This is a genomic window from Sphingobium sp., from assembly GCF_033795625.1.
In the GTDB taxonomy this organism is placed as follows: domain Bacteria; phylum Pseudomonadota; class Alphaproteobacteria; order Sphingomonadales; family Sphingomonadaceae; genus Sphingobium.
Genome location: NZ_JARYGI010000038.1, coordinates 1 through 12,643, shown reverse-complemented (window position 1 = coordinate 12,643; position 12,643 = coordinate 1). Strand labels below are relative to the sequence as shown.

Below are 12,643 nucleotides of genomic sequence, written 5' to 3'. Positions count from 1 at the left end.
GCGGCGCAGGATCGAGCGCCAGGGAGGCGAAGATGGAATCCCTGTTGAACCTTCACATGGAGCAAAACGACGTGGCCGAGGTCGACGAAACTGTTCCGGCGAGTGCCGCTCGCCCCGCGGGATGGACGCATTGAAGCGCCCCCTCCTGCTGTTCGCGGCCGCATCTTTGCTCATCGCGTCTCCGGCGCACTCCGCCGCCCCGGACTACGCCGCCCGTGTCGCGAAGGTGCTGCGGATGACTCCGCTCATCGACGGCCACAACGACTGGCCGGAGGCGCTGCGGGAGAGAGAAGGCGATGCGCGCTGGACCATGGACCTGACCGATCTGTCGCAACGGCCGCAGCGGTACAACACCGACATCCTGCGCCTGCGCAAGGGGCAGGTGGGCGCGCAATTCTGGTCGGTGTGGGTGTCGGCCGAGCTGCCCGGCCGGGAACAGGTCGAACAGACGCTCGAACAGATCGATCTCGTGAAATCGATCGCGGCGCGCTATCCGCAGACTTTCGCGATCGTGCGCACGGCGCAGGAGGTCGAGCGCGCCCATGCCTCGGGCCGGATCGGATGCCTGATCGGCGTCGAGGGCGGCGGGCAGATAAACAACAATCTCTCGGTGTTGCGCAGCTACGCCGCCCTGGGTGCAGGCTATCTCACCCTCACGCACGCGCGGGCGATCGAGTGGGCGGATTCGGCGACCGATGATCCGAAGCACAAAGGACTTACCGAGTCCGGGCGCAAGGTCGTCCTGGAACTCAACCGGCTGGGGATGCTCGTCGATCTCAGCCATGTGAGCGAGGCGACGATGCGGGACGCGCTCGCCGTGTCGAAAGCCCCGGTGATCTTCTCGCATTCGAGCGCGCGGGCCATAGACGACCACCCCCGCAACGTTTCGGACGCGGTGCTGACGCTTGTCCGGGACAATGGCGGCGTGGTGATGGTGAACTATGCGCCCGCCTATGTCTCCAACGCCTACCGTCTCTGGTCTGCAGATAAGTCGGCGGAGAAAACCCGGCTCAATGCGCCACCGTTCGGCGGCATCGATATCGGGCAGCCCGAGAAGGCCGCCGCCGACCTGGCTCTATGGCTAAAGGCGCACCCGGCGCCGCGCGTTACCCTGTCCGAAGTTGCGGATCATGTTGAGCATATCGCCCGGATCGCAGGTGTGGACCATGTGGGGCTTGGTTCGGATTTCGACGGCGTGGGCGATACGCTCCCCAGCGGCCTGGAAGACGTTTCGACCTATCCCGCGCTGCTCGCCGAGTTGATGCGGCGGGGATGGAGCGATGCGGATGTTGCGAAGCTTGCTGGCCGCAACGTGCTGCGCGTGATGAGGGCGGCGGAGCAGACGAAAGCCCGACTGGCTCTTTCGAATCCTGCATTTGCGCCGATGAATAAACCCATTGAACGGTAGTCGATTGCCCTTACTGCGGGCCCATGATGAACGATGAAGATCAGCACGACGCTGGCGCACTGACATGGGTCCGGGAGCGCGCAGGCGTGATCGTCGGGGCAGTTGGCCTGGTGGCGTGGGTTTCGCTCTTGTGGTTCATGTTCGGCGACGTGCTTTAACGGCGCCTGGGCATAGGGAAATACCGGCGGTGAGCAGATCGACGACGGAATTCGGGCTTCTCAACTTGCCGGTATTATATTATCAGAAGAGGTAATATAATTACGACGCCTTTGGGCGTCCGCAGGAGTGCTCTGGATGATCGTAGGCACCGTCAAGGAAATCAAGAACCACGAATATCGCGTCGGCCTGACCCCCGAAAGCGTGCATGAACTGGTGGCCCATGGCCATATCGTGCTGGTCGAGACGAACGCCGGGAATGGCATTGGCGCAAGCGATGCTGCTTATGCCAGGGCAGGCGCGGAGATCGTCACGACGGCCACCGAAGTGTTTTCGCGGGCCGAGATGATCGTGAAGGTCAAGGAACCGCAGCCCGATGAACGCGCGATGCTGCGCCGCGGCCAGATCCTCTACACTTACCTCCACCTCGCCCCCGATCCGGAGCAGACGCACGATCTGGTCAAAAGCGGCGCGGTGTGCATCGCCTATGAAACCGTGACGGACGCCAGCGGCGGTCTGCCGCTGCTGAAACCGATGAGCCAGGTCGCGGGCCGCATGGCGATCCAGGCCGGCGCGACGGCGCTGGAGAAGGCGCATGGCGGGCGCGGCGTGCTGCTGGGCGGGGTGCCGGGCGTGCTGCCCGCAAAGGTCGCGGTGATCGGCGGCGGCGTGGTAGGCTTCAACGCGGCGCAGATGGCGGCCGGTCTGGGTGCGGACGTCACCATCCTCGACCGCAATCCCGAAGTGCTCGAGAAGCTCGGCATGTATTTCGAGGCGCGGGCGAAGACGCGCTTCTCCAACCGCGCCAACCTGGCCGATTGCGTCGCGGACGCGGATCTGGTGATCGGCGCGGTGCTGATCCCCGGAGCGGCAGCGCCCAAGCTGGTCAGCGCGGAAATGCTCAAGACCATGCGCCCCGGCGCGGTGCTGGTGGACGTCGCCATCGATCAGGGCGGCTGCTTTGAAACAAGCCATGCGACGACGCATGACGATCCGACCTACATCGTCGACGGCATCGTCCATTATTGCGTCGCCAACATGCCCGGAGCGGTCGCGCGCACCAGCACCTATGCGCTGAACAACGTCACTTTGCCCCATGCCCTGCGCATCGCGGACCTTGGCTGGAGGGAGGCGCTGAAACGCGATTCCCATCTGCTTGCGGGCCTCAATGTCTGGGACGGCAAGGTGACGTATGAGGCGGTGGCGCAGGATCTGGGCCTGCCCTACACCCCTGCCGCGGATGCCGTGGCCAGCTAGGCAGGAACTTGTAAGGAGGTAGCGGATTGAAAGGGGGAGCGTCGTCGAAGAAAGGCTCCGTCATGATCAAACTCGCCATCATCTCCCTGGTAATCGCCGCCGTCCTCGGGCTGCTCGGCTTCGGTGGCGCGGCTGGCGCCTTTGTCGGTATCGCCAAGATCCTGTTCTTCATCGCCATTGCGGTCTTCGTGCTGTTCCTCATTCTCGGCCTGATGGCTGGCAAGGGCATCAAGGACGCCGTAGACAGATGACATGAGCGAACCCGCCTCACCCTCGCGCGAAGTCGCCGTCAACGAAACCGGACGGCTGATGCGCGACGAGGGCGGGTTCCTCCTGCAGCGCGATGGCGGCGGCCTCTGGCGGCTCGTGCTGCATCGCGTGCCCGTCGACCTGGTGGAAAAGCGCGTGCGTGTGCAGGGCGTCCTAGCCGATGGCGACGTAGTCGAAGCGGACGGCGTCGCGCCCGCCTGAAGACCCTATTTCGCCGCTATGACGGGATGGCGTTCCCGCAGCCGGTCGGCTACCCGCTCGATCTCGGTCAGGTCGCGCAGGGTTCCTGACGGCGACACGGCCCAGTTGCAGTGCGGATGCGTGTCCACGCCATAGACTTTCACCTGCCCCAGCGCGAGCCGCCAGTGGCGACGATTGCCGCCCGCTTCGCGCAGCAATGTCGTGATGAACATTTCAAGCAGGTCGGCCGCCGTCACTGCAGACAAGTCCCGTCAGCGCGACCGGGCAGCAGGACCGCCCACCTCGACCGCCTTCGCGAAAGCAGGCCGCGCCTCCAGCCGCCGCAGATATTCGCCCAGAGCCGGATGGCCGTCCAGCAGGCCCGTACTTTCCGCCAGAAGCAGCAGGTAGGACATCTGGATATCGGCCAGCGTGAAGCTCTCCCCCATCAGGAACGGACCGGGCGTCAGGCCCGCCTCGATATAATCCAGCGTCTTGGCAAGCTCGGGCTGGGTGAATGCCTTCAGCCCCTCGGGCAGCCCACCTGTCATCCCGCCCAGCAGCGTGATCATGATCGGCAACGCGGCGGAGCTTTCGGCATAGTGCAGCCATTCTTCATGAATCACGGCTTCGGGCGTGTCCGGCCGCGGAGCAAAGCGGCCCTCGCCATAGGTGTCGTCGATATAGCGCAGGATCACCGCGGACTCGGCCAAGGTCAGATTGCCATCCTCGATCACTGGCGCCTTGCCGAGGGGATGCACGTCCTTCAGGCTCGACGGGGCGCGCATATGAGCATCGCGATGATAGCCGACCAGCGTGTAGTCCAGCCCCAGTTCCTCCAGCAGCCACAGCACGCGCGTCGAACGGGAATAGTTCAGATGGTGCACAACAAGCATGACAGGTTCCTTGGGAAAGAAGGGGGTAGACAGAAGAACGGGTAGCGTGTCCAGCGCGTTCCACGCGTCTCAGGCGGCGGCGGTCGCCAGGGCTTCCTCCCGCACATGGCGGCGCAGGAATTTGAGGACCGCGACTTCGCCGGGGTCCAGCGCATTGGACTCCTGCTTTTCGGTATTGGGAATGCGCAGGTCGAGCTTGCCGTCCATATAGCGGTCCATCACCGCGGGATGGATATAGCAGGCCCGGCAGACGGAGCGGGTATTGCCCAGCCGGGAGGCAACCCTGTCGATCGCCGCGACCAACTGCCGCTTGGCCGCCGTGTTGCTGGTGGAGGGCGGGCAGGCCGCAAGTTCCAGCGCGGCCGTCACCGTGCCGTGCCATGTGCGGAAATCCTTGGCCGTGATGTCCGCGCCGCTGATTTCCTTGAGATAGGCATTCACGTCGCCGGAGGTCACTTCGCAGGGTGTGCCGTCGTCATCCAGATACTGGAACAGATGCTGACCCGGCAGTTCCTGCACGGCCTTGATCAGCCGCGCGACGCGCCGGTCCTTGATGGTGATGTCCCACGGCTTGCCGCTCTTGCCCTTGAACTTCATGCGCAGGCTGGAGCCCTCGACCGCGACATGCCGGTTGCGCAGCGTGGTGAGGCCGTAGCTCGCATTCTGCTTGGCATAATCGATGTTGCCGACACGGACCATCGATATGTCGAGCAGATGCACGACCGTCGCCAGCACCTTCTCGCGAGGCAGGCCGCGCAGCCCCATGTCGGCGCGTACGCGCTCGCGAATGCGGGGCAGCGCCTGCGCGAACTCGATGACATGACCATATTTGCTGCGGTCGCGTTCGGCGCGGAAATCGGCATGGTAGCGATATTGCTTGCGCCCGCGCGCATCGCGTCCCGTGGCCTGCAGATGACCGTTGGGCAACGGGCAGATCCACACGTCCGTATAGGCAGGCGGTATTGCAAGCGCCCGGATACGGGCCAGCGTCGCCTTGTCCTTGATGGGCGCGCCGTCCGGGCCGCGATAGGACATGCCCTTGCCCGACTTCCGGCGGGAGATGCCCGGCATGTCGTCGCTGACGAACACCAGTTCCTTTTCGGCGTCGGTCTGAATGGGAATAGCGGCAGGCTCTTTCACGCGTCTCGTGCCTTCGACATGGGAAGACGATACGCACGCGGAAGCTACAATGTTCCCGCGCCGTTCCTCGACGTTCACACTGTCCTACACGCGCCTGGCTGCGCTATGCCCGACGCCGGAAAGCTGCGGACATTCCTCGGGCGGGGAGCCTGAGCTTTTGCACGGAAGGACAAGCGCATGACGAAGCAGCAGGCAAAGTTTCGCCACCCTTGCGGGATTCCTGCCTTCGCAGGAGCGCAAATCCGTACGCTCAAACCAACAGCGCCACACCCGGAAAGGGCCCAAATGGGGGGTGACGTAGTGTCACCTTTGTCACCTTCCGAGCTTCTTACCCAGCTTTGCGCGCCGCAATATGCGCGTCGATATTGCGGCCAAGCACCGTCAGCGGCACATTGCCTCCCGTCACCACCGCATCGTCGAACAGCCGCAGGTCGAAGCGGTCCCCCAGCGCCGCCTTCGCCCGGTCACGCAGGCGGACGATCTCGCTATCGCCGACCTTGTACCCGCAGGCCTGCCCCGGCCATGCGCAATAACGGTCGACTTCGCTCTGCACTTCCTCGACCGTGGAGCCATTGGTCGTCGCGAACCAGTTGATGGCATGGTCGCGCGTCCACCGCTTGGCATGGATGCCGGTGTCGACCACGAGGCGACAGGCGCGGAATCCGATGGACTGCAGATAGCCGAGCCGCCCGACCGGATCGCCCTCGTAGACGCCAAGCTCGCTCGCCAGCTGCTCGGCATAGAGCGCCCAGCCCTCGGAATAGGCATTGAAGGCGAGCAGCGAGCGGACCAGCGGCAGCTTGAACGTATATTCCCCCTGCCAGATATGCCCCGGTATCCCCTCATGATAGCTCAGGGTCGGCAGGGCATGGCGCGGCCAGATGCTGGTGTCGCGCAGGTTGATATAATAGCTTCCGGGCACGCTGCCGTCGATCGTCCCCGGCCCCGCATAGCCGCCCGGCGCGCCCGCCTCGATCTCCACCGGCACGCGCTTCACGACCAGCCTCCCCGGCACCAAGGTGGCAAAGGCGCGGGGCAGGCGGGTGCGGATATCGGCAATGCGGCCATTGATGTAGTCGAGGATCTGCCGCCGACCCGCGTCGGTGTTCGGGAACAGATATTTGGGGTCCTTGCCCAACGCCGTCATCCGCGCGCCCACCGTCCCCTTACTATAGCCGATGCCTTTCAGCAGCCCGTCCATCTCCGACTGCAACGCCTTCAACTGCTCCAGCCCCATTGCGTGGACCTGCTCGGGCGTCATCGTCGTGGTCGTGCTGGCCCGCAGCGCCCAGGCGTAATAGGCTTCGCCCTGCGGCAGCTTCCACACGCCCGCATCCATCGTCGCGCGGCCGCGATGTTCGGCGAGTTCGGCGATCTGGCGGTCCATCGCCGGCGCGACCTTCTCCGCCACCAGCTTCAGGACGCGCGCCCCATGGTCGCCGGATATATCCTTCGTCCGCCGAACGAGCGACGTCGCCAGCACCCACTGATCGAACGGCTGCGCCCGCGCCTCGCGCTGCTGCTTCAACGTCTTGTCGAGCAGGAAGGCGGGCGCGACCACGCCCAGCGCGCGGTCGTGCTTCAGCCGCTCGGTCTCGCCATCCAGCGCGGCGGCATAGGCTTCAACGCGAGAGAGATAGGCGTCGGCATCGGCGGCATTGGCGATCACATGCTTGCTGTCGAGGAAGTCGGGCACTTCGACGAACGCGCCGGTATTCTGCGCCACCACATAGGGCGCATTGCGATAGGAGAAATCGAGATTGAGCACCGCCATGTCGCCGAACGGAAAGGCAGCACCCTCCGCCGCCACCTCATGCGCGGTGCGGACGACATCGACATCGGTGCGGGCGGCCGGGCCGAGCGCATTCATGTCGATGGCGCGCAGCTTAGCCAGCCGGGCGGCGGCACGGCGCGCCTTGGCCATCTGGCCCGGCCCGGAGCGATCGGCAAGCCGCGACTTCAAACCCGCCCGCGCATCCTTGTCGAGGCCCAGGCCCGTCGAAACTTCCGGGTAATCCACCATGATCTCTTCGGCGATATCGGCCAGCAAAGCCTCCGCCTTGCCGTCGTCTCCGGTCGCGGCACGGACGGGGGCGGCGCTCGCTGCCGCCATGGCAGCCGATCCAAGCAGGAAGTTGCGGCGAGTGGTCATGATGGGCCTCCGGACATAAGTTCTCATACGGGTGTTAAACAGCGCGACGGTTTCGACAAGAGCGGCAAGATCATGCTAAGCATGCGCCATGGCCAGAACCGATCCGCGCGAAGACACCGACCTCAGCGTCACGATATTGCGCGGCGGCAAGCAGGGCCGCGTTCAGTTGCGCAACATATCATCGACCGGAGCCAGCGGTTCGGCCCCCTTCCCGCCTGGCCTCAATGCCGATGTCCAGATGGTCCTCAGGGGGAACGTGGTGGAGTGCAAGGTCGTGTGGGCACGCGGGCGGGACTTCGGCGTCGCCTTCGGCAGTCCGCTTCCACCCGACGCCTTGCAGGCCCTCCTCGGCGGCGGCGGCGTAGCATGACTCCGATCGAACGCGCTGCCCATGCCATGTACGCCACTGTTGCGCCGGACTGGGAATGGGACGATCCGGACGCGGAATTGCTGCGCCGCATGTACCGCGCAAATGCGCGCGCCGCGCTCCTCTCCCTGCGTGAACCGACCGACGCGATGTGCGAGGCTGGCGGCGACCATGTGGCACAAGGCGAGCGCCTGACCGTTGACAGCATCTGGACCGCCATGATGGACGCGGCCCTGGAGCAGGACGTATGAACGACGACGATATCATCGAAACGCCCGAAGGCCCGATGACCTGGGCCGCATGGAAGAAGCGCAATCCTGTGCAGGTCCCGTCTCGCCGCACCAAGGGCAAGAACCTGCCCAACAAGATACCGCGCCGGACGGGCGAGTAATCGCGCTTCAGAGGCTCGGGTCTTCCCGCTTCGCGCCGTCCAAAGCGCGATCCTGCCGGCCTGTCTCCGCCTCCTGCGTCAGCCGCTGCGCCTTCGTCCGGCCGAAGCGCGCGCGGTTCTCCGCCGCCGTGCGCTCCGCCTCTTCGCGCTTCCGCGCCTTGCGGACATTGCGCAGATTGACGATCTCAGCCATCTTCGGGTTCCTCCATCGACGCGGCAAGGTCCATGAAATCACGTGCGGCGTCCCGATCTGCCGGATCGTCGAAGGCAACGTCCAGATCCGGCGCGACGCCCAGGAAGTGCATCAGCGTCCACAAGGCAAAACGCCGGCTCCGGTCCGTCTCCATGCCGAAGTCCACGCGCAGCCGCTCCGCCCCGTCCGCCAATGCCGCCGGATCGACCGACGCCAGATCAGGCGTGCCGAAATAGCGCATCAGGAGCATCGGGAAGTCCATCCTCTATCCGCCTATGCGGGCGCGCGCCGCATCATATTCTCGGGCCAGCCGCTCGACCAGTGCTGCGGCCGTCACGACTTCCCTGACCGCGCCGATCCCCTGCCCGCAACCCCATATGTCACGCCATGCCTTCGCATCGCCAGCCATCTCGCCAAAGTCCATCTTGGATGGATCGGACACCGGCAGATTGTCCGGGTCCAACCCCGCCCGGGCAATGCTGGGCCGCAGGTAATTGCCATGCACGCCCGTGAACAGATTGCTGTAGACGATGTCGCCACCTGCAGAGTCCACGATCATCTGCTTGTACGCATCTTCCGCATTGGCTTCCTGCGTCGCGATGAAAGCCGATCCGATGTAAGCGAAGTCAGCACCCATCGCTCTTGCAGCAAGGACGGCGTCGCCGGTCGCGATCGAGCCGGACAAGGCCAGCGGCCCGTCGAACCATTGCCGGATTTCCTGTACCAGCGCGAAAGGCGACAGCGTCCCCGCATGTCCGCCAGCGCCTGCCGCCACGGCAATCAGGCCGTCGGCGCCCTTCTCGACAGCCTTGCGCGCAAAACGATTGTCGATGACATCGTGGAACACCAATCCGCCATAGCTGTGGATCGCATCATTGATATCGCTGCGCGCGCCCAATGATGTGATCACCAGCGGCACCTGATATTTCACGCAAAGCGCGAGGTCTTCTTCCAGTCGGGGGTTGCTCTTGTGCACGATCAGGTTGACGGCGAAAGGCGCGTCCCGATCCGTCAATTCCTGCCGCAGCCTCTGCAGCCACTGCTCGAATACGCCCGATGGTCTGGCATTGAGCGATGGAAATGCGCCAACCACGCCCGCGCGGCACTCGGCCAACACCAGAGGAAGCTGCGATACGATGAACATGGGGGAAGCGATTGCCGGAATCCTGAGCCGGTTTTCGAACAAGGCAGGCATCGCCATCGGGAAGGTCGCTCCTCTCATCGCCACAGGCGCGGCAAGGAGGAGCGTTATGTCCTGTTCTTCACGTGCGGGAAACGCAAAAATGCTTTCCGCTGTGCTTCAAAGCTCCCAAAGGAGTGAGGTTTCACGTTGGGGCACATGGGATCCGAGCAACTCGGAGACTTACGCCGCAGAACGGTGAGCGTCCGCCTCATTATGCTCCGTAACGGCATCGTCATCCGCCATCTGCGAGATACTCTCCCACCACGCTGCCCGATCAGGCCGCGGAATCGAACGGATTTTTCCATGCCGGGCAGTGGCCATCCAGTGGCCCGATTGCCACTCATACTTCCAGTGCGGATCGCAATTGATCGGACTTTGCACGAAGCCATCACGCTCCAGCTTCAGCGCCCCTATGACTTGCCGGATCGTCCCGTCGGGAAATATCACTGCTACTGTCATCGACTCGCCTCCATGCAGCATATGTTGCACAGCAGGAAACGCAGCATGACAACTTAGGTTCATTTTGCAGTTCTATCTAAGGTCCTTAAAGACCAAGAAACATAGGGGCTTAACTTCGATCAACCGCGGCGGATCGGCCGAGCGCAGCAAAGACTGGGCGCCTGATGGCGACCAGCCTTTGTGCAACGCAGCCCGCGCTTATGCTGCGAACTGATTCATCGTGTTGTGAGCGCCGCCAGCCTTCAACGCAGCCTCGCCGGCAAAATATTCCTTGTGATCATCGCCGATATCGCTGCCGGACATGTTCTGATGCTTGACGCAGGCGATACCTTCGCGGATTTCCTTGCGCTGCACGCCCTTGACGTACCCGAGCATCCCTGCCTCGCCAAAATATTCCTTGGCAAGATTGTCGGTCGACAGCGCAGCCGTGTGATAAGTGGGCAGCGTGATGAGGTGGTGGAAGATTCCAGCCCGTGCAGCCGCATCGCGCTGGAAGGTGCGGATACGCTCGTCGGCCTCGGCCGCCAGCGCCGTCTCGTCATAATCGACGCTCATCAGACGCCCACGATCATAGCTCGACACGTCCTTGCCTTCCGCTGCCCAGGCATCGAACACCTGCTGGCGGAAGTTCAACGTCCAGTTGAATGAAGGCGAGTTGTTGTAGACCAGCTTTGCGTTGGGGATCACTTCACGGATGCGATCGACCATGCCTGCAATCTGCTCGATGTGCGGCTTCTCAGTCTCAATCCAGAGCAGGTCGGCACCATGCTGCAGCGAAGTGATGCAGTCGAGCACACAGCGATCTTCGCCAGTGCCGGCGCGGAATTGATAAAGATTGCTCGGCAGGCGCTTGGGCTTCAGCAACTTGCCGTCGCGATTGATGATCACGTCGCCGTTCGCCTGCGCGATGTCGCTGATCTCCTCGCAATCGAGGAAGCTGTTATACTGGTCGCCCAGATCGCCGGGTTCCTTGCTGAAGGCGATCTGCTTCGTGAGGCCCGCACCCAGCGAGTCCGTGCGCGTGACGATGATGCCGTCCTCGACGCCGAGTTCCAGGAACGCATAGCGGCAGGCACGGACCTTCGCGAGGAAGTCTTCATGCGGCACCGTGACCTTGCCATCCTGATGGCCGCACTGCTTTTCGTCGGAAACCTGGTTCTCGATCTGCAAGGCGCAGGCGCCTGCCTCGATCATCTTTTTGGCCAGCAGGTAGGTTGCCTCGGCATTGCCGAAGCCTGCATCGATGTCGGCAATGATCGGAACGACATGGGTTTCGTAGTTCTCAATCGCCTTCTCAATCTGCTTTTCCCTGGCCAGATCGCCCGCATCGCGCGCGGCGTCCAGATCCCGGAACATCATGCCCAGTTCGCGCGCATCGGCCTGGCGCAAGAAGGTGTAGAGTTCCTCGATCAGCGCCGGAACGCTGGTCTTCTCGTGCATCGACTGGTCGGGGAGCGGACCGAATTCACTGCGCAGCGCCGCGATCATCCACCCGGAGAGATAGAGGTAGCGACCTTTCGTGCTGCCGAAATGCTTTTTCACTGCGATCATCTTCTGCTGGCCGATAAAGCCGTGCCAGCAACCCAGAGACTGCGTGTAATTGGCGGGATCAGCGTCATAAGCAGCCATGTCGGCGCGCATGATCTTAGCCGTGTAACGCGCGATATCGAGGCCCGTCTGGAAGCGGTTCTGGGCGCGCATGCGGGCAACTGACTCGGCATCAATGCCATCCCACGTGCCCTCGTAGCTTTCGACAAGTTGGCGCGTCTTGTGGATATTTTCCTGGTAGGTCACGGGCTGCTCCTCACTGATGAACTGGGAGCTATGTAGAAGATTTTACTATCCAGATCGCCGTTTCGCGTACAGTTTTCGTGCAAATATGTGGATTGCGCAGATGCAGCATGCGAAAAGCTGTCAATTTTGTGACAATCCTTCCGTGACATCGGCTAGCCCGTTTTGCCGCCCCAACGCCGTCGTTGCAGCAACGTCCATAGTGACATTCCCGACGGTACGCACCAGATCGGGCACCATCTCCACAGCCACCAGCAGCGCGAGAGGAGCCAGCGGTACACCCATGGCTACGGCGATCGGCGTGACCGAGGTGAGGAAGCTGACCTGCCCCGGCAGACTGATTGACCCCAGAGTGGTCACAGCCGCTACCACCGCACCGGCAGCGATAGCGCCAGCGCTCAGATCGATCCTCATCCAGTGCGCGACATACAGGGCTACGGCAAGGTTCATGGCCGGACTGGTCACGCGGAAGATGGCTACGGCAATCGGCAATGGTACGCCTGCAACGTTGGTCGGTACGCCAAGCTGCTGACACCCCCGCAGCATTGCCGGAAGAGAAGCGAGCGAGCTTTGCGTGCTGAGCGCTACCGCCTGCGCCGGAGCCACGGCGCGAACGAAGTCGCCCAACCGCACGCGCCCGCCGAACGTAGCCACAGGATAGGCCAGGACCCATGCGGCCAAGCCTGCGCAGGACACGATCACGATATAATGGGCAAGCGCGCCGGCTCTGTTGCAAAAATCGTGAAGCTTGAGCATGCTTGGCGGAGATTGGACGGACGGAACGATGACGGATTTCAAGT

At 63.3% G+C, this 12,643-nt stretch carries 18 protein-coding genes; 8 read left to right on the top strand and 10 right to left on the bottom strand.

Annotation, left to right across the window (positions count from 1 at the left end):
• The first annotated feature begins 130 nt into the window (after window positions 1-130).
• The 5 genes from QHC67_RS15610 to QHC67_RS15590 all read left to right on the top strand — a co-directional run bounded on the left by QHC67_RS15610 (window position 131) and on the right by QHC67_RS15590 (window position 3,292).
• Window positions 131-1,408, top strand: a complete 1,278-nt coding sequence (locus QHC67_RS15610) for a dipeptidase (RefSeq protein ID WP_413818553.1) — start codon at window positions 131-133, stop codon at window positions 1,406-1,408.
• 23 nt (window positions 1,409-1,431) lie between these two features.
• Entirely contained in the window at window positions 1,432-1,566 is a 135-nt protein-coding gene (locus tag QHC67_RS15605) for a hypothetical protein (RefSeq protein WP_319295706.1), read from the top strand.
• Window positions 1,567-1,702: 136 nt separating this feature from the next.
• The gene (ald, locus tag QHC67_RS15600; protein WP_319295667.1) at window positions 1,703-2,821 is read left to right on the top strand and encodes an alanine dehydrogenase; all 1,119 of its coding nucleotides are present in this window, start codon (window positions 1,703-1,705) and stop codon (window positions 2,819-2,821) included.
• 62 nt (window positions 2,822-2,883) lie between these two features.
• Window positions 2,884-3,072 (top strand): DUF1328 family protein, encoded by a 189-nt coding sequence (locus tag QHC67_RS15595; protein WP_319295665.1) that lies wholly within the window; start codon window positions 2,884-2,886, stop codon window positions 3,070-3,072.
• A gap of 1 nt (window position 3,073) precedes the next feature.
• The gene (locus QHC67_RS15590; protein WP_319295664.1) at window positions 3,074-3,292 is read left to right on the top strand and encodes a DUF5818 domain-containing protein; all 219 of its coding nucleotides are present in this window, start codon (window positions 3,074-3,076) and stop codon (window positions 3,290-3,292) included.
• A 5-nt stretch (window positions 3,293-3,297) separates the two neighbouring features.
• On the opposite strand, the gene QHC67_RS15585 is transcribed toward QHC67_RS15590, so the two are convergent.
• The 4 genes from QHC67_RS15585 to QHC67_RS15570 all read right to left on the bottom strand — a co-directional run bounded on the left by QHC67_RS15585 (window position 3,298) and on the right by QHC67_RS15570 (window position 7,462).
• On the bottom strand, window positions 3,298-3,528 hold the full coding sequence (locus tag QHC67_RS15585) for a hypothetical protein (RefSeq protein WP_319295662.1): 231 nt from the start codon (window positions 3,526-3,528) through the stop codon (window positions 3,298-3,300).
• A 15-nt stretch (window positions 3,529-3,543) separates the two neighbouring features.
• Entirely contained in the window at window positions 3,544-4,167 is a 624-nt protein-coding gene (locus tag QHC67_RS15580; RefSeq protein ID WP_319295660.1) for a glutathione S-transferase family protein, read from the bottom strand.
• Between the two features lie 69 nt (window positions 4,168-4,236).
• Window positions 4,237-5,307: a DNA topoisomerase IB gene (locus QHC67_RS15575; protein ID WP_319295659.1), complete on the bottom strand. Its 1,071-nt coding sequence runs from the start codon at window positions 5,305-5,307 to the stop codon at window positions 4,237-4,239.
• Between the two features lie 328 nt (window positions 5,308-5,635).
• Window positions 5,636-7,462: a DUF885 domain-containing protein gene (locus tag QHC67_RS15570; protein WP_319295701.1), complete on the bottom strand. Its 1,827-nt coding sequence runs from the start codon at window positions 7,460-7,462 to the stop codon at window positions 5,636-5,638.
• Between the two features lie 85 nt (window positions 7,463-7,547).
• Here QHC67_RS15570 and QHC67_RS15565 point away from each other — a divergent pair, with 85 nt between their 5' ends.
• The 3 genes from QHC67_RS15565 to QHC67_RS15555 are packed head-to-tail and all read left to right on the top strand — an operon-like array spanning window position 7,548 to window position 8,217.
• The gene (locus tag QHC67_RS15565) at window positions 7,548-7,829 is read left to right on the top strand and encodes a PilZ domain-containing protein (RefSeq protein WP_319295657.1); all 282 of its coding nucleotides are present in this window, start codon (window positions 7,548-7,550) and stop codon (window positions 7,827-7,829) included.
• On the top strand, window positions 7,826-8,077 hold the full coding sequence (locus tag QHC67_RS15560; protein ID WP_319295655.1) for a hypothetical protein: 252 nt from the start codon (window positions 7,826-7,828) through the stop codon (window positions 8,075-8,077). The genes QHC67_RS15565 and QHC67_RS15560 overlap by 4 nt, the downstream gene beginning before the upstream one ends.
• A complete protein-coding gene (locus QHC67_RS15555) occupies window positions 8,074-8,217 on the top strand; it encodes a hypothetical protein (RefSeq protein ID WP_319295654.1) in 144 nt (47 codons plus the stop codon). Before QHC67_RS15560 ends, QHC67_RS15555 begins: the two co-directional genes overlap by 4 nt.
• A 7-nt stretch (window positions 8,218-8,224) precedes the next feature.
• Here the strand turns inward: QHC67_RS15555 and QHC67_RS15550 are convergent, their stop codons facing one another.
• The 6 genes from QHC67_RS15550 to QHC67_RS15525 form a co-directional block, all read right to left on the bottom strand.
• A complete protein-coding gene (locus tag QHC67_RS15550) occupies window positions 8,225-8,410 on the bottom strand; it encodes a DUF4169 family protein (RefSeq protein WP_319295652.1) in 186 nt (61 codons plus the stop codon).
• On the bottom strand, window positions 8,403-8,672 hold the full coding sequence (locus tag QHC67_RS15545; protein WP_319295650.1) for a hypothetical protein: 270 nt from the start codon (window positions 8,670-8,672) through the stop codon (window positions 8,403-8,405). The genes QHC67_RS15550 and QHC67_RS15545 overlap by 8 nt, the downstream gene beginning before the upstream one ends.
• A gap of 3 nt (window positions 8,673-8,675) precedes the next feature.
• The gene (locus QHC67_RS15540) at window positions 8,676-9,611 is read right to left on the bottom strand and encodes a nitronate monooxygenase family protein (protein WP_319295649.1); all 936 of its coding nucleotides are present in this window, start codon (window positions 9,609-9,611) and stop codon (window positions 8,676-8,678) included.
• 162 nt (window positions 9,612-9,773) lie between these two features.
• Window positions 9,774-10,052 (bottom strand): hypothetical protein, encoded by a 279-nt coding sequence (locus QHC67_RS15535; RefSeq protein WP_319295647.1) that lies wholly within the window; start codon window positions 10,050-10,052, stop codon window positions 9,774-9,776.
• A 198-nt stretch (window positions 10,053-10,250) separates the two neighbouring features.
• Window positions 10,251-11,846 (bottom strand): isocitrate lyase, encoded by a 1,596-nt coding sequence (locus tag QHC67_RS15530; protein ID WP_319295646.1) that lies wholly within the window; start codon window positions 11,844-11,846, stop codon window positions 10,251-10,253.
• 120 nt (window positions 11,847-11,966) lie between these two features.
• The coding region (locus tag QHC67_RS15525; protein ID WP_319295645.1) for a dicarboxylate/amino acid:cation symporter at window positions 11,967-12,643 on the bottom strand (677 nt) is incomplete at its 5' end.